This is a genomic window from Streptomyces sp. NPDC001880 (assembly GCF_053594575.1).
The window spans coordinates 1-20,563 of the sequence record NZ_JBSFET010000063.1 but is presented as its reverse complement, the minus strand read 5'-3'; the positions used below and the strand labels follow the sequence as shown (position 1 = coordinate 20,563).

At 71.8% G+C, this 20,563-nt stretch carries 14 protein-coding genes; 8 read left to right on the top strand and 6 right to left on the bottom strand.

All coding sequences use genetic code 11. The features are described 5' to 3' along the window. Nucleotides 1-7: 7 nt before the first annotated feature. Nucleotides 8-4,795, top strand: a complete 4,788-nt coding sequence (locus ACWCQ6_RS26460) for a hypothetical protein (protein ID WP_451093220.1) — start codon at nucleotides 8-10, stop codon at nucleotides 4,793-4,795. Nucleotides 4,796-4,855: 60 nt separating this feature from the next. Here the strand turns inward: ACWCQ6_RS26460 and ACWCQ6_RS26455 are convergent, their stop codons facing one another. Beyond that, a complete protein-coding gene (locus ACWCQ6_RS26455; protein WP_451093246.1) occupies nucleotides 4,856-5,296 on the bottom strand; it encodes a hypothetical protein in 441 nt (146 codons plus the stop codon). A 504-nt stretch (nucleotides 5,297-5,800) separates the two neighbouring features. Between ACWCQ6_RS26455 and ACWCQ6_RS26450 the strand changes: the two genes are divergently transcribed. The 4 genes from ACWCQ6_RS26450 to ACWCQ6_RS26435 are packed head-to-tail and all read left to right on the top strand — an operon-like array spanning nucleotide 5,801 to nucleotide 10,115. Beyond that, nucleotides 5,801-8,659 (top strand): nitrate- and nitrite sensing domain-containing protein, encoded by a 2,859-nt coding sequence (locus ACWCQ6_RS26450; RefSeq protein WP_451093218.1) that lies wholly within the window; start codon nucleotides 5,801-5,803, stop codon nucleotides 8,657-8,659. Continuing rightward, a complete protein-coding gene (locus ACWCQ6_RS26445) occupies nucleotides 8,656-9,099 on the top strand; it encodes a roadblock/LC7 domain-containing protein (RefSeq protein WP_451093216.1) in 444 nt (147 codons plus the stop codon). The genes ACWCQ6_RS26450 and ACWCQ6_RS26445 overlap by 4 nt, the downstream gene beginning before the upstream one ends. A 37-nt stretch (nucleotides 9,100-9,136) precedes the next feature. After that, entirely contained in the window at nucleotides 9,137-9,529 is a 393-nt protein-coding gene (locus ACWCQ6_RS26440; RefSeq protein ID WP_451093214.1) for a DUF742 domain-containing protein, read from the top strand. Then, the gene (locus ACWCQ6_RS26435; protein ID WP_451093212.1) at nucleotides 9,510-10,115 is read left to right on the top strand and encodes a GTP-binding protein; all 606 of its coding nucleotides are present in this window, start codon (nucleotides 9,510-9,512) and stop codon (nucleotides 10,113-10,115) included. Before ACWCQ6_RS26440 ends, ACWCQ6_RS26435 begins: the two co-directional genes overlap by 20 nt. Before the next feature lie 344 nt (nucleotides 10,116-10,459). On the opposite strand, the gene ACWCQ6_RS26430 is transcribed toward ACWCQ6_RS26435, so the two are convergent. Both ACWCQ6_RS26430 and ACWCQ6_RS26425 read right to left on the bottom strand, forming a co-directional pair. Next, on the bottom strand, nucleotides 10,460-10,831 hold the full coding sequence (locus ACWCQ6_RS26430; protein ID WP_451093210.1) for an Mpo1-like protein: 372 nt from the start codon (nucleotides 10,829-10,831) through the stop codon (nucleotides 10,460-10,462). A 119-nt stretch (nucleotides 10,832-10,950) separates the two neighbouring features. Next, a complete protein-coding gene (locus ACWCQ6_RS26425; protein ID WP_451093208.1) occupies nucleotides 10,951-11,757 on the bottom strand; it encodes a M15 family metallopeptidase in 807 nt (268 codons plus the stop codon). Nucleotides 11,758-11,814: 57 nt separating this feature from the next. On the opposite strand from ACWCQ6_RS26425, the gene ACWCQ6_RS26420 reads away from it, so the two are divergent. Next, nucleotides 11,815-12,348, top strand: coding sequence for an NUDIX domain-containing protein (locus ACWCQ6_RS26420; RefSeq protein ID WP_451093206.1), 534 nt, complete (start codon nucleotides 11,815-11,817; stop codon nucleotides 12,346-12,348). Here the strand turns inward: ACWCQ6_RS26420 and ACWCQ6_RS26415 are convergent. Then, nucleotides 12,339-14,714 carry a glycoside hydrolase family 31 protein gene (locus ACWCQ6_RS26415; RefSeq protein WP_451093204.1) on the bottom strand — a complete coding sequence of 792 codons (2,376 nt, stop codon included), beginning with the start codon at nucleotides 14,712-14,714 and terminating at the stop codon, nucleotides 12,339-12,341. The genes ACWCQ6_RS26420 and ACWCQ6_RS26415 overlap by 10 nt on opposite strands. A 230-nt stretch (nucleotides 14,715-14,944) precedes the next feature. Here ACWCQ6_RS26415 and ACWCQ6_RS26410 point away from each other — a divergent pair, with 230 nt between their 5' ends. Together ACWCQ6_RS26410 and ACWCQ6_RS26405 are read left to right on the top strand one after the other, a co-directional pair. Next, on the top strand, nucleotides 14,945-16,921 hold the full coding sequence (locus ACWCQ6_RS26410) for an acetoacetate--CoA ligase (RefSeq protein ID WP_451093202.1): 1,977 nt from the start codon (nucleotides 14,945-14,947) through the stop codon (nucleotides 16,919-16,921). 67 nt (nucleotides 16,922-16,988) lie between these two features. Further along, nucleotides 16,989-17,897 carry a hypothetical protein gene (locus ACWCQ6_RS26405; RefSeq protein WP_451093200.1) on the top strand — a complete coding sequence of 303 codons (909 nt, stop codon included), beginning with the start codon at nucleotides 16,989-16,991 and terminating at the stop codon, nucleotides 17,895-17,897. A gap of 62 nt (nucleotides 17,898-17,959) precedes the next feature. Here ACWCQ6_RS26405 and ptsP read toward each other — a convergent pair whose 3' ends face one another. Both ptsP and ACWCQ6_RS26395 read right to left on the bottom strand, forming a co-directional pair. Beyond that, complete coding sequence (ptsP, locus tag ACWCQ6_RS26400) at nucleotides 17,960-19,630, bottom strand: phosphoenolpyruvate--protein phosphotransferase (RefSeq protein ID WP_451093198.1); 1,671 nt, start codon at nucleotides 19,628-19,630, stop codon at nucleotides 17,960-17,962. Nucleotides 19,631-19,706: 76 nt separating this feature from the next. Further along, entirely contained in the window at nucleotides 19,707-20,156 is a 450-nt protein-coding gene (locus ACWCQ6_RS26395) for a PTS sugar transporter subunit IIA (RefSeq protein WP_451093196.1), read from the bottom strand. Between the last annotated feature and the right edge of the window lie 407 nt (nucleotides 20,157-20,563).

Below are 20,563 nucleotides of genomic sequence, written 5' to 3'. Positions count from 1 at the left end.
CGCCGCCATGTACGAGCTGTCCCGGGTCCGCCTCTACTCCATCGGGCCTGCCGGCGCGCGCTACGCCGACACCGTGCTCGACCTGCGCGGAGTGGGCGAGCCCGTGCCCAACCCCGCGCCGGCCCAGGCGGAGTTCTTCGAGGAGGAGCCGGTCGGCCCGCCGCGCCGCCCCGCCCCCGCCGGTGTCCTCTTCCTGGAGAACGGCGGCGGAAAGTCGGTGCTGCTGAAGCTGATCTTCTCCGTGATGCTGCCCGGTCACCGCAACACCCTGGGCGGCGCCAGCTCCGGCGTGCTGCGCAAGTTCCTGCTCGCCGACGACTGCGGGCATGTCGCCCTGGAGTGGCAGCACACCCTCACCGGAGAGTGCGTGGTCGTCGGCAAGGTCAGCGAATGGCGTGGCCGTCAGGTCTCCAACGACCCGCGGAAGTTCGCCGAGGCCTGGTACTCCTTCCGGCCCGGACCCGGCCTCAGCCTGGACTCCCTGCCGGTCGCCGAGGCGACATCCGTACGCCGGCCCGTCGAAGGCGTCTCCGGCGCGCAGGGCAGACGGCGCACCATGAAGGGCTTCCGTGACGCCCTCACCGAGGCGGGCAAGTTCTACCAGCACCTCGATGTGCACTGGGAAGAGATCCACGACCGCTGGAACGAGCACCTCGGAGAACTCGGACTCGACCCCGAACTCTTCCGCTACCAGCGCGAGATGAACGCCGACGAGGGCGAGGCGGCAGGGCTCTTCGCGGTCAAGAAGGACTCCGACTTCACCGACCTGCTGCTCCGCGCCGTCACCGACACCCGCGACACCGACGGCCTCGCCGACCTGGTGAGCGGCTTCGGAAACAAGCTGGGCCGCCGCGCCGAGCTGACCGCCGAGCGCGACTTCACCGCAGGCTCGGTCGACCTCCTCGGCCGGATCGTGGAGGCCGCGGGCACCCGCTCCCGTGCCCGGGACATCCACGCGGGCGCCGAGCGCCGCACCCGTACGCTCGCCCGCAGGCTCTCCGCCCGCGCCGGGCAGGAACGCGGCCGGACCGCCGAGCTGGCCCAGCAGGTGACGGGCGCCGCGCACACCGTCACCACGGCCGAACAGGCCCGCAGCCGCAGCGCCCTGATCGCCGCCGAACTGGCCTTCCGACACGCCTCCCTGGCCCTGACCGCGGCCGAGAAGGGCGCCGCCGCCCAACGCCGCGAACTGGGCGAAGCCCGCACCCTGTACTCCGCCTGGCAGGCCGCCGAGGCGGTGCTGCGCCACCGCGCCGCCGCCGACCGCTCCGCACGGGTGGCCGCCGCCATCCGCGAGGCCGAACGGGACGCCGCGCCCGCGCTCGCCGCCCGCGCCAGGGCCGCCGCCGACCTCGTCCGGGCGCTGCACACCGCCGCCGAGGCCGGCGAGAGCCTCGCCAACGAGGAGGAGGAGCGTTCCGACACCCTCCAGACCGTGGGCGAGACCGCCCACCGGGACGCCACCACCGCCGCCACCGAGGCCCAGCGCGCCCGCAGCGAGGCCGGACATCTGCGCCAGCGCCTGGCCGAGGTCGAGCAGGAGACGGCACAGGCGGTACGGGCCGGCTGGCTCGACGACACCGCACCGGACGCCGACCCGGCACGCGCCGCCCTCGCCGCCAGCGACGCCGAGACCTCCGCCGTCGCCGCGTGGGACACCGCCAGGGAGGCCGCCCGCTCGGCGGCCGGCGTGGCCAGGGAAGCCGCGGCCGCCGAGAGCCGCGCCGAACTGGCGGCGGCGCGCGCCGCCGATGCCGCACAGGCCGCGGAACAGTCCTACGAGGCCGAGCTCAGGGCAGCCGAGTCGATCGCCGCCGACCACCGGCTCGCCGACCTGCTGGGCCTGCCCGCCGCCCACGGCACCGGCGTGCCCGGGCCCCGCCGCGGCCCGGCCGGAACGGACCCGGACGCTCCGCACGGCGCGGACACCACCGACCGACGGACCGCCGCGGAGGCACCCGGCCGGACGGGCGAGGCGATTCGCCCCGCCCACGCGGCCCAGGGCACCCACACCGCCACGGCCGAACAGGCCCCGGGACAGCCGCTGACCGCCCAGGAGCTCGACCGCAGCGCCGACGAACTGCGGGAGCTGCTCGACCAGTCCATCACCTCCGCCGAACGCCGCCTCTTCGAACTGCGCACCGCGGCCGCCGACGACTCCCGCATCCTCGGCGCGCTCGGCGACGGCGGACTGCTGCCGCCCGGACCCGATGTCCTGGCCACCGTCGAGTACCTCGGCGAGCACGGCATCCCGGCCCTGCCCGGCTGGCGCTACCTCGCCCAGGCCGTCGACCCCGCCGACCACGCGAGCGTCCTCGCCGCCCGCCCCGAGCTCGTCGACGGCGTGGTCATCACCGACCCCGACTCGCACGCCCGCGCCCGCGAGGTGCTGAGCGGCGCCGCACTGCTGCCGCGCTCCGCGGTCGCCGTCGGCACCGCTGCCGCGCTGCTCGCCCCCGTCCCGGCCGCAGGCACGGGCCCGGCGACGGGAACGGAAGGCGTGTTCCTCGTCCCGCCGAACCCGGCGATGCACGACGAGCACGCGGCCGACGAGGAGCGGCAGGCCCTCAGGAGCAGGGCCGCGGCCCGCGACGAGGACATCCGCACTCTCGCGGCCCGCCTCACCGGCGACCGTTCCCTCGCGGCCCGCATCGGCTCCTGGCGGGCCGACTGCCCGCCCGGCATGCTCGCCGAGCTGGCCGAGGCCGCCCGCACCGCCCGCACGGCCGCGGAGACCGCCGAGGCCGAGCTGGCCGAAGCCCGTACGGTCCGCGCCGAGGCGGACGAGGCCGCCGCGGACACCGCCCGCGTCCGCGACGAGCGCCAGGATGCCGCACAGCGCGCCCGCCGCGCCGCCGACGCCCTCTCGGGCCTCGCGTACCGGCTCCGGGAACGCGCGGGCTGGCAGGTGAAGCTCCGTGAACTCGTCGACGAGGCGGCCGAGTCCGAAGTCCGTGCCACCGTCTGCCTGGAGCGGGCCCGCTCCGCCGACGAGGACCGCAGAGCCGCCCAGCGCGCCGCCGACGACGCCCGCCGCACCGCGCGCGCCCTGCGCGCCGAACGGGCGGAGATCGCGGGCGCCCCCGAGCAGCTCCCGGAGCCCGGGGACGACGAGAACCCGCGCCCCGCACTCCCCGCTCTGCGCGAGGCGTACCGGGCCGCGTCCCAGCTGTACGAGAAGGTCGGCGTCGGCGCCGATCTGCGCGCCGAACAGGCCCGCGCGGAGAGCGACGAGAGCGCCGCCCTCGCCGAACTGGACCGGCTCACCAACAAGGTCCGCACCCGCGCCGCCCAGCTCCTCGAAGGCACCGACGGCGCGGACGGCCCCTCCCGGCAGGCGGCCGCCGCCCGTGCCGAGTCCCTGGTCCAGCTCCTGGAGACCAGGGCCTCCACAGCGAGTGAGCAGCTGGGCCGGCTCCGCGGCGAGGCCGAGCGCCTGGCCCCGGCCGACGGCGAGCCCCACCACACCGAACTCCCCGAGGAGCTGGTCCCCGCCGACGCCGACCGGGCCCAGGCCCTCCTGCGTACCGCCACGGCCGAGCTGGCCTCCGCCACCGCGACCCTGGACACCGCCCGCGCCGTCCACGCCGAGTTGCTGCACGCCCACCGCACCGCCGAGGACTCGGCAGGCGGCTTCGACGAGACGGCGGCCCTCCTGCGCGACGTGCTCAGGGACCACGGCGCGGACGACGACGCCGAGGCCCCCGAGCCGTACCCCGGCAGCCTCGACGAGGCCCGGCAGTCCGCCGCCGAGGCCCGCCGCTCACTGCGCGGCTGCGCCGCCGACCTGTCCGCCGCCGAGAGCGCCGTACGGGAAGCGGGCGACGTCCTCGTACGGCACGCCAACTCCACGCGCTACGAACAGGTCCGAACCCCCGCCCGTCAGCAGATCCGCGAGCTGCCCTCCGCGGCGCTGCCGGAGCACGCCGAGAAGTGGGCCGCCGCCTTCGCGCCCCGGCTCCGGGTACTCACCGACGAGCTGGCCCAGTTGGAGCGCAATCGTGACTCCATCGTCGACCGGCTCCGCGGTCTCGTGGAGTCCGCGCTCACCACCCTGCGGTCCGCCCAGCGGCTCTCCCGGCTCCCCGACGGGCTGGGGGAGTGGTCCGGTCAGGAATTCCTCCGGATCCGCTTCGAGGAACCCGACCAGGCGACGCTCACCGAGCGCCTCGGCGAGGTCGTCGACGAGGCGACCCGCGCCGCACTGAAGAAGAACTCCGATCTGCGCAGGGACGGCATGTCCCTGCTGCTGCGCGGTGTGCAGGCGGCGCTGGAGCCCAAGGGCATCGCCGTGGAGATCCTCAAGCCGGACGCGGTGCTCCGCGCCGAGCGCGTCCCGGTCGGACAGATGGGCGATGTCTTCTCCGGTGGCCAGTTGCTCACCGCGGCCATCGCCCTGTACTGCACGATGGCCGCGCTGCGCAGCAACGACCGGGGCCGTGACCGTCACCAGCACCGGCACGCGGGCACCCTCTTCCTGGACAACCCCATCGGCCGCGCCAACGCCACCTATCTGCTGGAGCTCCAGCGCGCGGTGTCGGATGCCCTGGGCGTGCAGCTGCTCTACACGACCGGACTGTTCGACACCACGGCGCTCGCAGAATTCCCGCTGGTCATCCGGTTGCGCAATGACGCGGATCTGCGTGCCGGGCTGAAATACATCAGCGTGGAGGAGCACCTGCGCCCCGGTCTGCCGCAGCAGGACCCGAACGGCGAGACGGTGCACGGCGAGATCACCGCCACCCGCATGTTCAAGCGCACCACGACACCCTCCGACACCACTGAGGAGAAGTAGGGCGGGCGGGGACGCGCGGGGCCGGGCCGGAGGTCGAGCACGGCTGCGGCCCGCCGGCGCTCAGGCCCGTGAGAGGCTTTCCGGGCCCCGGCGGCGTATCCGGGCCTCGTGCCGCTGCGCAGCCCGCGCCGCCCGCCGTGCCCTGCGTCGCTCGCGGCGCAGCTGCCGCGCCGAGCTGCTCGGCACCGAAACCACGCCGTTGCGCTGATTCCAGACCTGCCGGGTGACCCAGACGTCCAGCACCGACCAGGTCGCGACCACGGTGCTGGCCACACCGCTCAGCATCATCGGGAAGGCCAGCCAGGACCCGGCGAGCGTGCACAGGAACGCCACCATGGCCTGGATGATCGTCAGCGACATGATGAGTACGGCACGCACGGCGGAGCTGCGGACCGGGTCCGGCATCCGCCGCCGTGCCACGGGTTCTTCCACCCACAGCTGGCGTGGGATCTTCGCCCCGCCCGCCACCGAGCTCGCCGTCGCGGCCGGTGCCGACGGCACCGCTCCCCGACGCTGTTCCGTTTCCAAGGACTCTCAACTCCCCACCGCTGTCCGACTTCAGGGTTGCTGCCCGGCATGCACCGCTTCTACGCGGGCGGGTCGGACCGTCCTGTTGTCACGGCATCCGCCCCGCGGCCCCCGCCCGGCGGATCGGGCACGGCCATTCCGCCGTGATCCTGCCGAACGGGCCCTGGCTCTCCCCGTGTTGCCCCTGCCCCGTACAGAGAGACGAGTGAACAGCCGCGAAGATTCCCCCGAACCGTTGTGAAGCGAACGATTTCAGCCAACTGCCTTACAGAGCAGCATGAGGCCATGGTGGGCCTCTTCTGCTGCTTTCGCGAATTTCATTGTCCGGGGTACCAGGACAACCCGTGACCAACACCGGATAGCGCGGCCGAAAATCGTCCGGACAGTCCTTCGAGTTGTTACTCCGTCAGTAGTAGGCTCGCGCCGTTTGTTGACGGAACACGACTCCCGCCCCGCGGGGTCGAGCTGGGGGAGTCCATGCGCTTTCGCGGAAAGTCCATCCGCAGGAAGATCGTGGCGCTGCTACTGGTGCCGCTCGTCTCCCTCGTCGGCCTCTGGGGATTCGCCACCTATCTGACAGGACGCGAGGCCCGTCACCTGATGGGCGCGAGCGCGGTCATGGAGAAGGTCGGTCATCCTCTGGAGGAGACCGTCCGCGCCATTCAGAAGGAGCGTCGGCAGACACTGGTCTTCCTCGCCGACCCCAGGGCCTCCGACTCTCTCCCGCTCCTGCAACGCCAACGCGCGGCCACCGACCGCGTCCTGACCGGCATCAAGGACAGCGCCCGGCAGGAAGACATCCGTGACGCGCTCAGCTCCGAGGACGACGCACAGCTGGACTCGATTCTCAACATGGTCGAGGGCCTGGGCGCGCTCCGCGAATCGGTCGACAGACGCACCATCGACCGCTCCAAGGCGATGGAGTTCTACGGTCGGCTCATAGACCCCTGCTACCGCTTCATGACCGGCCTCCGCACGATGGAGAACGTGTCGATGGACCAGCAGCTCCGTGCGCTGGTCGGCATCTCGCGAGCCCGCGAAATGCTCTCCCGTGAAGATGCCCTGGTCGCCTCGTCGCTGATCGCCGGACGGCTCACCGCCTCCGAACTGCGAAAGATCTCCGACCTCGTGGCCAACCGCAAGCTGCTCTACGAGATCAACGCAGACACGCTGCCTGCCTCGGAGCGCCAGCGCGTGGAGCAGTACTGGGCGAGCCCGGACAGCGAGCCGCTGCGGACGGCGGAGAAGAGCCTCATCGAAGGCGGCCCCACCGAGGACCCGCGCGCTGTCGACGCCGAGCGCTGGCAGGAGGCCGCCCCGCCGGTCCTGGAGCGGCTGGCCAACGCCTCCACGGAGATGAACAACCGATTCCAGGACCGGGGCAAGCCCGCCGGCTACGGCGTCCTGATCAAGGCCGGCATCGCGGGCGTCCTCGGCTTCCTGGCCCTGATCGCCTCGGTGTTCGTCTCCGTACGCATCGGCCGTGAGCTGATCCGGGACCTCTCCCGGCTGCGCAAGGACGCCCACGAGGTCTCCGGTGTACGGCTGCCGAGCGTGATGCGCCGGCTCGCCGCCGGGGAACAGGTCGACGTCGAGACCGAGGCCCCGCACCTCCAGTACGAACGTGACGAGATAGGCCAGGTCGGCCAGGCCCTCAACACACTGCAACGGGCGGCCGTCGAGGCGGCGGTCAAGCAGGCGGACATGCGACGCGGCGTCTCCGAGGTCTTCGTCAACCTCGCCCGCCGCAACCAGGTGCTGCTGCACCGGCAGTTGACGCTCCTGGACGCGATGGAGCGCCGCACCGAGAACACCGACGAACTCGCGGACCTCTTCCGCCTCGACCACCTGACCACCCGCATGCGACGCCATGCCGAGGGCCTGGTGATCCTCTCCGGCGCGGCCCCGTCCCGCCAGTGGCGCAAGCCGATCCAGCTGATGGACGTGGTGCGGGCGGCGGTCGCCGAGGTCGAGGACTACGAGCGGATCGAGGTCCGTCGGCTGCCCCGTATCGGTGTGGGCGGCCCCGCCGTCGCCGACCTCACGCATCTGATCGCCGAACTTCTGGAGAACGCGACCGTGTTCTCGCCCCCGCACACCGGGGTTCAGGTGCTCGGCGAACGCGTCGCCAACGGCTTCACGCTCGAAATCCACGACCGTGGACTCGGCATGCCCGCCGAAGTCCTCCTGGACGCCAACCTCAGGCTCGCCGAGACCCCCGAGTTCGAACTCTCCGACACCGACCGGCTCGGCCTGTTCGTGGTCAGTCGGCTCGCCCAGCGCCAGAACGTCCGTGTCTCGCTCCAGACCTCCCCGTACGGGGGCACGACCGCAGTCGTCTTCATCCCGGCTGCGCTGCTCACCGACGCCCCGGATACGCACGGCACCGGCTTCCGCCTCGACCGCCGGGCCGAGCGGGCCATCGGCAGCGACAGGGCGGCCGGCGAGGTGGCCGGCAGCGACCGGGACCGCAGGGACGGCGCACCGGACCGCCGGGCCACCGGCAGGTCCCCGGGCCTCGCCCCCGTGCCGACGGGTCTGGTCGACCCGGCCCTCCTGGACGGGCCCGTCGAGCTCGAAGGCCCCGTCGGAACGCTGGGCTTCGAGAGCGACCCCGTACTCGACCCGCTGCTCGACCCCCTGCTGGGCGACTCCCGCGACATCGACGACACCGAGAACGAACGCGGCGGCATCTTCCGCGCCCGTGACCTCCGGCGCGAGGCCGACCGCGAACAGCACCAGCAGGCCGCCGACCACTCGGCCGAGCCGACGGCCGGCGTACGTCCGATGCGCCCGGCCGGCCCGGTGCCGCTGCCCCGTCGCAAGCCGCCGACCCTGATCACCGACAACGGCCGACGGGTCGACGAGGCGGGCCGCGCCCATCCTGCAAACGCAGGGCACGGCATCCCGCGGGGCTCCGCCGGAACGAGCGGCCCCGCCGGCCGCAGCACGCCTCCCGACGCCGACGGAACGCGTCCCGGGGCGGCCACCGAACCCCGGCAGCCCACCGGCTTCCGGAAACCCACCGAGTCCGCCACACCCGAGGATTCCGCGTCCCGAAGAGCCCCGGGCGACCGGGAGACCGTTGGCGGTCTGCCCCGCCGTATCCGGCAGGCCAGTCTCGCTCCGCAACTGCGCGAGGAATCGGTCGTCCGCGACACCGAGCCGGCCCGAACGGAACCGGATCAGGACTTCGAGCGTGATGCGGAGGAGGTGCGCAGCCGCATGGCTTCGCTCCAGCGCGGCTGGCAACGCGGCCGTCGGCAGAACGCCGAGGACGCGACCGGCCCCGGTGACACAGCACAAGGAACCACTCCGGGAGGGGACGGTCGATGACCGCACCGAACGTCGCAGCAACCAACGCCGCACGCCAGGGCTCCGGCCAGCTCAACTGGCTGCTCGACGAACTCGTCGAGCGCGTCGCCAGCATCAACAAGGCGCTGGTGCTCTCCAGCGACGGCCTCGCCACCGGCACGTCGAAGGACCTGACCCGCGAGGACAGTGAACATCTGGCGGCCGTCGCCTCCGGATTCCACAGTCTCGCCAAGGGCGTCGGCCGTCACTTCGACGCGGGCCGGGTCCGCCAGACCGTCGTCGAGCTCGACGAGGCGTTCCTGTTCGTCACGGCGGCCGGTGACGGCAGCTGTCTCGCGGTGCTGGCCGAAGCCGACTCCGACGTGGGCCAGGTGGCGTACGAGATGACGCTGATGGTCAAGCGCGTCGGCTCCCACCTGGCCAACGCTCCCCGGACGACCGGTCTGTCCGCCGGGGGGTGAGTGAACGGTGAGCGCCGAATCCTCCAGATCTCCGGCAATGCCCACCGACCCGCAGGCCTCGCGCTGGTACGACGCCGAAGCGGGGCCGGTGGTCCGTCCGTACGCGATGACGCGGGGTCGTACCAGCAGCGCCTCCCGTCATCGGCTCGACCTGATCGCGATCGTCGTCCCCGAGCCCGAGGCCGAAGATCCCGGCCGGGACCAGACGCTCTCCCCTGAACACGTGGAGATCATCGAACTCTGCAATGGCATGCCCCAGTCGATCGCGGAGCTCGCGGCCGGCCTGGATCTCCCCGTCGGGGTGGTCCGGGTGCTGGTCGGCGACCTCGTCGAGGACGAGCTGGTGCATGTAACCCGTCCCGTTCCGCCGGCCGAGCTGCCGGACGTGAACATTCTTCGCGAGGTGATCAATGGCCTTCGGGCGCTCTAGCCGCAAGAAGCGGCCCGTGGAGCCCGTTTCCCTGAAAATCCTGGTGGCGGGCGGCTTCGGAGTGGGCAAGACGACTCTGGTCGGCGCGGTCAGCGAGATCAGGCCGCTGCGTACGGAGGAGCGACTCAGCGAGGCGGGCCGCCCGGTGGACGACCTGGCGGGTGTGGAGGCCAAGACCACCACCACCGTGGCCATGGATTTCGGCCGGATCACCCTCCGCGAGGACCTGGTGCTGTACCTCTTCGGCACCCCGGGACAGGACCGTTTCTGGTTCCTCTGGGACGAACTGGCTCAGGGCGCGCTGGGGGCCGTAGTGCTCGCGGACACCCGGCGGCTGGAGGACTGCTTCGCGGCGGTCGACTACTTCGAACGCCGTGCCATTCCGTTCACCGTCGCCGTCAACTGTTTCGAGGGAGCGGACAGGTTCCCCACCGAGACGGTGCAGGCCGCGCTGGACCTCGACCCGGAGGTGCGGGTGCTCATGTGCGACGCGCGCGACCGCGGCTCCGTACGGGACGTGCTGGTGGCCGTCGTCGAGGACGCGGTGACACGCGAGAACCGTGTCCGCGAGCCCACCGCGACGTAGGGCGCGTGTCGAAGGTCCCGTCTGGTCGGGGGCGTTCGGTACTTCCCCAAGCTCTCGGCTTCGTTCGAGCAGGGGAGCCCCCATTGCTCGCCGCGTTGTCGGTCGTCGGCGCAGCCCGTTGCGCTCTCCTCCCTCCGCCTTGCGATCGCACACCGGACGCCCCCGGCCCCGCCCTCCGGGCGGACGACGCCACTTTCGAAACACGCCCCAGTGCCGGTCCGGTGATTCAGCGCCGGGCAGGCCCCGAGCGACACGGCCCGTACCCTCGCCGACCGGGGTACGGGCCGTGCGTCGTCGTGTCACTGAGCAAAGAGCAAAGAGCTTTCTCCCGCCGTGACGGACCGTCAATACCCCTGGCAGTCCTGGCGGCAGCCGTTCTCGGCAAGCCACTCGGCGGCCGTCTCGGCCAGCTCTCGGTCGCGTCCCGCCAGCATCATCCGGATCATCTGCACATCGCCGCGGAGCGACCAGGCGGGATGCCCGAAGGTGGCCGGATTGTTCTTCTCGATCAGGAAGTGCGCGGGCCAGGCGGTCCCGTACCCGATCAGCGGCAACGCGGCCGCGTACCTCTTGCGCCCGCGCGCCAGGCCGTAGGCGGTGACCGCGAGCCCGGTCAGTGTGCCGGTCAGATGGACCCAGCGGGTCGCGGCCTTGGAGTGCATCGCCACGTAGTAGGGCCAGAACTCTTCGTAGGAATCGAACGTCTGCTGTGACATACGGGCACCGTAGTGGCTCGGACCGCAACCGGACACGGCCGGTCCGCGTCCGAGAAGAAGGAGCGGGCGGCCGGAACCCACGGGGGTGGTTCCTGGCCGGCCGCTCCTGCGCACCGGCGTCAGTGCCCCGCGACGGACCGTCGGGCCACGGGGAAGTCGAAGTAGGTGTCCGGGAACAGTTCGGGCTTGAAGGTGTAGTGCCACCACTCCTCGGCCAGATTCACGAAACCGACATCCGTGAGCGTCTTCTTGAGGAACTGCCGATTGGCGCGCTGCGTTCCCTGGACGCGCGGGTCGTCGGTGTGGGAGAGCGTGTCGAAGCAGTCGTATCCGGTTCCCATGTCCAGGGAGTTGTCCGGGTACCGCTCGGCCGCGGGCGCGTAGCAGGGCACCTGCGGGCCTCCGGGCCCGTACGGCGGGGTCGGTGCGGCGGGCAGCTTCACCAGCGTCAGGTCCACCGTGCCGCCGCGGCTGTGCCCGGACTTCTCCGCGATGTAGCCGTCCGCGAAGAGCCGAGCCTTGTCGACCCGGGGGTAGAACTCGCCCTTCATGGCCTCGTCGTCGAGATCCTTGGCCCACCGTACGAAGTGGTCGACCGCCCGCTGCGGCCGGTAGCAGTCGTACACCTTCAGCGAGTACCCCCTGCGCAGCAGCCGGGTCTGCGCGTCGTGCAGGGCCCGGGCCGCGGGCCGGGTCAGGATGCAGAGCGGCTTGCGATAGCCGTCCACCGGGACGCCCATGAAGTTGTGGGCGGTGGGGTAGCGCATCTCCTGGATGATCGTCGGATCCACCGAGCTCAACGCGACGAACTCCTCGGGCGCCTTGGGCTCGGGCCTCGCCCGGGCCGTGGGGGCTGCGGCGGTGACGGCGAGCAGGGTGGCGGCAGCGGCCGCCAGGACACGGAAAGCGGAAGCGAGACCTGTCATGAGCACATAATCCAGTAGTGCGGGGGAATCCGCCGGACGATCCGGTACAGTCCGCGCGTGTCTGCGCCGAAGAGCAAGCCCGAGAGCAAGCCCGAGAACTCCCACTGCGGCAGCTGCGGAGCGCCCTACGCGGCCTCCGTCACCTGGCCCCGCACCTGCACCGCCTGCGGCAGCACCGCCTACCGCAACCCGCTGCCGGTCGCCGTGGCCCTGCTTCCCGTCACCGACCGCGACGGCACCGCCCTCGTCGTGATCACCCGCACCATCCCGCCCCACCGCGGCGGCCTCGCCCTCCCCGGCGGCTACATCGACCACGACGAGGACTGGAAACACGCGGTCGTACGGGAACTCGGCGAGGAGACCGGCATCGGAGCCGACGAACGGGATGTCCGCCTCGCCGACGCACTCAGCGCCCCCGACGGCCACCTGCTCCTGTTCGGTCTCCTCCCGCCGCTCCCCGCAGCCGCCCTCCCACCCTCCGGCCCCACCGCCGAGACCTCCGGCTTCCAGCTGCTCCGCGCGCCCACCGAGCTCGCGTTCCCCCTGCACACCCGGGCCGTCCGCACCTGGTTCGACGGCGGCTACCGCTGACCGGCCGAACCGTCCTGCAGCCCCCGCACCCGCACCGGGTACCGCACCGGCCCCTCGACGCCCTCCCGCTCGACCAGGACCCGCCCGTCCACCCACCGCGACGTGTACCGCTCGACCTCCGCCCCCTCCCAGCCGTCCCCCGCGTCCAGGACCACCGGCCCGCCCCCGCGGCGCCCCGCCGCCGGGGCCCACACCTCCAGCTCCACACCACCGTCCGCCCCCCGCACCGGCAGCACCGAACCCGCCCGCGCCAGCACCGGCACCCGTGACAGCGGCGCATCCAGCAACACCTGCCCCGGCCCCTCGTGCACCTCATCGGTCGCCGTGTCGTACCAACGTCCCCGCGGCAATCGCACTGCCCGGCGATCCGCCCCGCGCTCCAGCACCGGAGCCACCAGCAGGGCATCTCCCAACAAGAACGCGTCCTCGCACTCCCGCAACGCCCGGTCCCCGGGCGAACGCCACCACAGGGGCCGCACATACGGCGCGCCGGTCAGCCCGGCCAGCCGCGACAGCGTCACGAAGTACGGGCGCAGCCGCTCCCGCTCCTCCAGCGCGGCCCGCGCGTGTTCGAGGACCTGCGGCCCGAACTCCCACGGCTCCCGCCGCCCCGCGCCGATCGCGGCATGGGTACGGAACAGCGGCAGATACGCACCCAGCTGGAACCACCGCAGATACAGCTCCGGCGACGGCGAGCCGTCGAACCCGCCCACATCGGGCCCCGAATAGGGCACCCCGCACAGCCCCAGCCCCAGCACCAGCGCCAACGAGGCCCGCAGCCCCGGCCAGCCGGTCGCCACATCACCGGACCAGGTGCCCCCGTAGCGCTGCATCCCCGCCCAGCCGGAACGCGAGAAAAGAAACGGACGCTCCTGGGGCCGCAGTCGGCGCAGCCCCTCGTAACCGGCACGCGCCATCGCGAGCCCGTACACATTGTGAGCCTCGCGGTGATCACCCCCGCGCCCCTCCAGGGAGTGCCGTGCCGACCGCGGCAGCGTCGGATCCCCGAACGCCGCGAACGACACCGGCTCGTTCATGTCGTGCCACACACCGGAGAAACCCCGCGCCAGCCGTTCCTCGTACAGACCGCCCCACCACTCCCGCACCCTCGGATCGGTGAAGTCCGGAAACACGCACTCGCCCGGCCACACCTCCCCGCGCACCACACGCCCCCGCACGTCCCGGACGAACGCCCCGCCGTCCCCGACCGCCGCCCCCGCGTCGAACACCGCGTTCCCCAGCTCCGCCTTCACCGCGGGACCGACGATCGACACCAGCCGCACCCCGCCCTCCCGCAACTCCTTCGCCAGGCCCGGCAGATCGGGAAAGCGCGCGTGATCGACGGTGAACACCCGGTGCGCGTCGTAGTGGTCGATGTCCAGATGGAGCACGGACAGAGGCAGCCCCCGCTCCCGGTAACCGGCGACGATCCGCCGGACCTCCCGCTCGCTCCCGAACCCCCACCGGGCGTGCTGCGGGCCCAACGCCCAGGACGGCGGCAGAGCCGGAGCACCCGTGAGTGCCGTCCAGCCCCGCAGCACCCGTGCCGGCGTCCCCGCCACCACCCAGCAGCGCAACGGCCCCCCGTCCATCCGCACCTCGCACATCCCCGGCCGGTCATGGCCCGAGCCCGCGCCCTCCTCGCCCTCGCGCAGCGTCACCCGCCCCGACCAGGAGTTGTCGTGGAACATCAGATGCGTCCCCGCGTCACTGACCACGAGCTGCACCGGCATCGTCAGATACAGCGGATCGTCATCGGGCCCGAACCGCCCGCCGGGATCGGTGTTCCACAGCTCGTACACCCCGTCCCGCAGCCGAGGCCCCGACGCCCGTCCGCCGAGCCCGAAGAACCGCGCATCCGCCGGCACCTCGGAACGCTGCACCCATCGGGCACCGCCACCCGCAACCGGCTCCCACCAGCGCGGCGGCAGCTCGCGCCGGAGCACCACTCCGCCGGGAGTACGCAGTTCCACGGCCCCGTGCCGCGACACCGCGACGGTCAGCCGCTCCGAGACCACCTGCCAGCCGCCGTCCTTGTCCGGCTCCAGCATCGCCCGCGGGTCCGTCTGAGGCACCGCACCGGGCAGTGCGTACGACGGCAACGGCTCCGCCCCGTCCCACCCCCAGAACACCGCGCCGCCCACCGCCACCCGCACCCGCAACTGCGAACGGGCGAACCGCACCACACCCCCGCCCGGCTCCGGTTCCGCCCCCACCACGGGGCCGGGCACCCGCGCCCGCTCCGCACCACGCGGCGGCAGCGCCCGCGCGTCCGCACTCCGGCGCCGCCAGGAGGAGCGCACCATACGCAGCCCTCGCACCGAACCCACCATCTTCACCGAGCGCACCAGGTCACGACCGTCCATGCGGCTCACCCTGCCATCCGACGGGGCCCATGCGGGCTCCGTTCAACTTCCGTTCACCCGGGCCGGACCAGTGTCCGGACCACATGTCCGGACACACGACCATGGGTGGGGAACCCTGGTGCGAAAGACGATCACATGGCATCGTCCGTAAAAACCGCCTCACGCGCACACCCCAGCACGTGTGCGCGCCACGCCCATCCCGCGTACCCGTACAGCCAGGGAGCCGCCCCATGACCGCCGCAGCCCACGAAGCCCCCCTCTGGCAGCCCGGCCCCGACCGCATCGCGGCCGCCGCCGTCACCCGCTTCCAGAGCTGGGCGTCCCAGCGCTACGGAGCGCCGGCCGAGGGCGGCTACCCAGCACTGCACCGGTGGTCCGTGGCCGAACTCGACACCTTCTGGCGGGCCGTCGCCGACTGGTTCGACGTACGGTTCTCCACCCCGTACGAGACCGCCCTCGCCGACCGCACCATGCCCGGCGCCCAGTGGTTCCCCGGCGCCACCCTCAACTACGCCGAACACGCGCTGCGCACCGGCGAGGACCCCCTGCGCGCAGACGCCCCCGCTCTGCTCCACGTCGACGAGACCCACGCGCAGATCCCCGTCTCCTGGTCCGAGCTCCGCAGCCGGGTCGGCTCGCTCGCAGCCGAACTCCGCGCCCTCGGCGTCGCACCGGGCGACCGCGTCAGCGGCTACCTCCCGAACATTCCCGAGGCCGTCATCGCCTTCCTCGCCACCGCGGCCGTGGGCGGCGTCTGGACATCCTGCGCCCCGGACTTCGGCGCCCGCAGCGTCCTCGACCGCTTCCAGCAGGTCGAACCCGTCGTCCTCTTCACCGTCGACGGCTACCGCTACGGCGGCAAGGAACACCACCGGGCCGACACGGTCGCCGAGCTGCGCCGCGAACTGCCCACACTGCGCGCCGTCGTCCACATCCCGCTGCTGGGCACCGAGGCCCCCGAGGGCACCCTCGAATGGTCCGCCCTCACCTCGGCGGACACCGAGCCCGTCTTCGAACAGGTCCCCTTCGACCACCCGCTGTGGGTGCTCTACTCCTCCGGCACCACCGGGCTGCCCAAGGCGATCGTCCAGTCCCAGGGCGGCATCCTGCTGGAACACTTCAAGCAGATCGGGCTGCACTGCGACCTCGGCCCCGAGGACCGCTTCTTCTGGTACACCTCCACCGGCTGGATGATGTGGAACTTCCTCGTCTCCGGACTCCTCACCGGAACCACCCTCGTGCTGTACGACGGAAGCCCCGGCTACCCCGACGTCAGTGCCCAGTGGCGCGTCGCAGAACAGACCGGAGCCACCCTCTTCGGCACCTCGGCCGCCTACGTCATGGCCTGCCGCAAGGCCGGCATCCACCCGGGCCGCGACTACGACCTCTCCCGCGTCCAGTGCGTCGCCACCACCGGCTCCCCGCTCCCGCCCGACGGCTTCCGCTGGCTCCACGACGAGGTGGCCGACGATCTGTGGATCGCCTCCGTCAGCGGAGGCACGGACGTCTGCAGCTGCTTCGCCGGCGCGGTCCCCACCCTCCCCGTACACATCGGCGAACTCCAGGCCCCGTGCCTCGGCACGGACCTCCAGTCCTGGGACCCCGCGGGCGGACCGCTCATCGGCGAGGTCGGGGAACTCGTCGTCACCGCGCCCCTGCCCTCCATGCCCATCCGCTTCTGGAACGACCCCGACGGCAGCCGCTACCACGACAGTTACTTCGACATGTACCCCGGCGTCTGGCGTCACGGCGACTGGATCACGCTCACCGAACACGGCTCGGTCGTCATCCACGGCCGCTCCGACTCCACCCTGAACCGCCAGGGCGTACGCATGGGCTCCGCCGACATCTACGAAGCCGTCGAGCGGCTCCCCGAGATCCGCGAATCCCTCGTCATCGGCCTCGAAGAGCCCGACGGAGGCTACTGGATGCCGCTCTTCGTCCACCTCGCCGAAGGCGCGCGGCTCGACGACGAACTGCGCGACAGCATCAAGCGGACCATCCGGGAGAACCTCTCTCCGCGCCATGTCCCCGACGAAGTGATCGAAGTCCCCGCCATCCCGCACACCCTCACCGGCAAGCGCATCGAGGTCCCGGTCAAGCGGCTCCTGCAGGGCACACCCCTGGCCAAGGCGGTCAACCCCGGCTCGATCGACAACATCGAACTCCTCCACTTCTACGAGGAGCTCGCCCGGGGGCGTCACTGACCGTCCGCGTTGTCAGTGCCCATGATTACTCTGAGTGAGCAATGATCGACGGCGCACTGGGGGATTCATGGCGCACATCCGGAACAACGGGCACAGCAGGCACGGCGCATCCATGCGACGCACGCTGCGCCGCGAAGCAGCCAGCACCATCGGCCTCCTGGCCGACGAGCAGGACTTCGCGGCGATGCGGCGCTACCGCACCTTCACCTTCGACGACCACACCGTCTATCTCCAGCAGGTCGAAAGTCTGCTGAAGACTCTCTCCGCACAGGGCATGCACGCCACGGTCGCCCTCTTCGACCCCGAGGAGTACGCGGAGTTCTGCGCCGAGTCGGGAATCGCTCCCGACGCCCCGGCCAGCCGCAGCCGTTTCACCGCCGAGATCGCATCCGCCGGCGCCACCGTCGCGTACACCGGACAACCCATCGATACGCTGATCCCGCTCCTGGTCAGCCGGGCCGTCCGCCGGGCCACCTGGGAGTACGCCACTACACTCCTGGCCGGCCTCGGCGAATGCGCGGACTGCGGCCAGGACATCGGCCACGCCGCCTTCGACCGGGCCTCGCACCTCCTGCTCCGCATCCTGGAGACGGCGGGCCCCGGAACCCACCACCTGGTCTGCAGCACCCCCAGCGACAACGAGCACCTGCTCGCCGTCCTGCACACCGAGCGCGGCACCACGGGCCCCGCCCGGCTCGAGTCCGAGGAGGGCGCGGAGTTCGTCACGGTGCTCGCCGTGGCCGTCGCCCTCGAAAGGCCCGGGGGAGTCGTGCTGCGTACGAGCAGCACCGGAGCCAAGGACCGGGTGCACGGCTGGCGGCTGACCCGCGGCAACCTGGTCCCGCTCAGCGCCGGTGAGGTCTTCAGCGCCTACTGCACCGACGCCGACACCGGCGAACCGGTCGCCCCGGAGCCGCACGTCGAGTACTGCGCGGGCTTCGACCTCGGCGCGGACGAACCGGAGGCGCACCACTGACAGACCGAAGGGGCTCCCCGCCACCACCGGCAGGGAGCCCCTTCACCACAGAACGCCACAGGCTACTCGCCCGACAGCACCATCTGAGCGGCGACCCGCGCATCCTCGGCGGAGTCCGCCGCGCGAGCGGCGGAAGCGGCGCGCTCGCACTGCGCGAGCGTGTACTTCGCCAACGTGGCGCGGACATAAGGAATGGACGCGGCACCCATTGACAGGGAGGTCACACCCAGCCCCGCCAGGACGCAGGCCAACAGCGGATCGGAGGCGGCTTCACCACAGACACCACAGCTCTTGCCCTCGGCCCTGGCCGCCTCCGCCGCCATCGCGACCAGATCGAGCAGCGCGGGCTGCCACGGATCCTGCAGGCGCGACACCGCTCCGACCTGACGGTCGGCGGCGAAGGTGTACTGCGCCAGGTCGTTGGTGCCCAGCGAGAGGAACTCCACCTCCTGCAGGATCGAACGCGCCCGCAGTGCGGCGGACGGAATCTCCACCATCGCACCGAACTTCGCCTGCAGACCGGCCTCACGGCAGGCATCGGCGAAGGACTTGGCATCCGTACGGTCCGCCACCATCGGCGCCATGACCTCGAGATGGACAGGCAGCCCCTGGCCCGCTTTCGACAGCGCGGTCAGCTGGGTACGCAGCACCTCAGGGTGGTCCAGCAGACTCCGTAGCCCACGCACACCCAGCGCCGGGTTCGGCTCGTCCGCCGGAGTCAGGAAGTCCAGCGGCTTGTCGGCCCCGGCATCCAGCACCCGTACGACGACCCGCCCCTCGGGAAACGCCTCCAGCACCGCGCGGTACGCGGCGACTTGCTTCTCCTCGGACGGCGCCTGCTTGCTGTCGTCCAGGAACAGGAACTCGGTACGGAACAGCCCCACACCCTCCGCACCGGCCTCGACCGCCGCCGGTACGTCGCCGGGTCCGCCGACATTGGCGAGCAGCGGGACCTTGTGACCGTCGGAGGTGGCACCCGGACCGGACGAGGCCGACAGTGCGGCCTTGCGCGCCGCCGCGGCACTCTCCATTTCCGCACGCTTCTCGGCGCTCGGCTCGACGAAGATCTCACCGGTGCTGCCGTCCACGGCGATGACCGTGCCTTCGGCGAGATCCCCGGCACCGGGGAGCGCCACCACGGCGGGCACCCCGAGCGCCCGAGCGAGAATCGCGCTGTGGCTGGTAGGCCCGCCCTCCTCGGTCACGAAGCCGAGCACCAACGCCGGGTCGAGCAGCGCCGTGTCCGCAGGCGCCAGGTCCCGGGCGATCAGTACATAGGGTTCGTCGCTGTCCGGCACACCGGGCATCGGCACACCGAGCAGCCGGGCCACGATCCGATTGCGCACGTCATCGAGGTCGGCGACGCGCCCCGCCAGGTACTCCCCGGCATTGGCGAGCAGCGCCCGGTACGCCGCGAACGCGTCGTAGACACCGCGCTCCGCGGTGCTGCCGACGGCGATGCGCCGTTCCACATCGGCCATCAGCTCGGGGTCCTGCGCCATCATGGCCTGAGCCTCGAGCACGTGCTGAGCCTCGCCACCGGCCAGGTTGCCGCGCGCGATCAGGTCGGCCGCCACGGCCTCCACGGCCTGCCGGGCGCGCCCCTGTTCGCGCTCGGCCTCTTCGGCGGGAATCTGCTTGGCCGGTGGTTCGAGCACCGCCGTACCCATATGACGCACCTCGCCGATCGCCACCCCGTGGCTCACACCGACGCCTCGCAGCGTTGTCTCCATTTCGCCCGTCTCCCGTCGTGCGGTGGTCCGTGCCGCCGCGATGGATATCCAGTCGGCTGTCATCGTGCCGAGTTCGTCACTGCCAGCCGAACAAGGTGTCGCCGACTTTCACGTCGCCGTCCTCGCGGACGTCGGAGAGGGATTCAGCGGTGGCCTCCAGCGCCACGACCGGACACACGGGCGACTTGCCGGCCGCCTCGACGCCTGCGGGGTCCCAGCGCACGATGCCTTGACCGCGGGTGACCGTGTCCCCCTTGTTCACAAGCAGCTCGAAGCCCTCACCATTGAGCTGAACGGTGTCGATGCCGAGGTGCGTGAGGACACCGCGGCCGTGCTCGTCCACGACGACGAACGCGTGCGGGTGCAGGGAGACGATGATGCCGTCGACCGGAGACACGGCCTCGGAGGGCTCGCGCACGGGATCGATGGCAGTTCCAGGGCCCACCATCGCGCCGGAGAAGACCGGGTCCGGTACCGCAGCGAGCCCGATGGCACGTCCGGCAAGAGGGGACGTCACAGTGGTCATAGGGAGCCTCCCAGGGGTGGAGCTTGATCGGCGCCGTCACAGCCTCTGGGCGACGGCGTGCTGTTCAGCAGCGTAAGTCATAAGAAGTCCCGGTTCCGTCCGAGTCCTGAGGGTTCGCGGCCTTAGAAGTGCACCGGAAGGGATTTGCCTCGACTCCCGGCGGCCTGTATTGTCGTACTCCTGCCTGGCCCCGGTACGACTTTGAGTCGGGGGTCGGCGGCGACTTTTGAAACCTGACTGTAACCCGGACTCGGCACCTGCATGTCTGCAAGCGCTGGTCAAGGAAAGCGAAAAGGCCTGATAGAGTCGAGCCCGCCGGAAAGGGAAACGCGAAAGCGATGAACTGGAAAGCGAAGCGGGACCCGCTTCGACCGGGAATCGGACACGAAAGAGTCTGATAGAGTCGG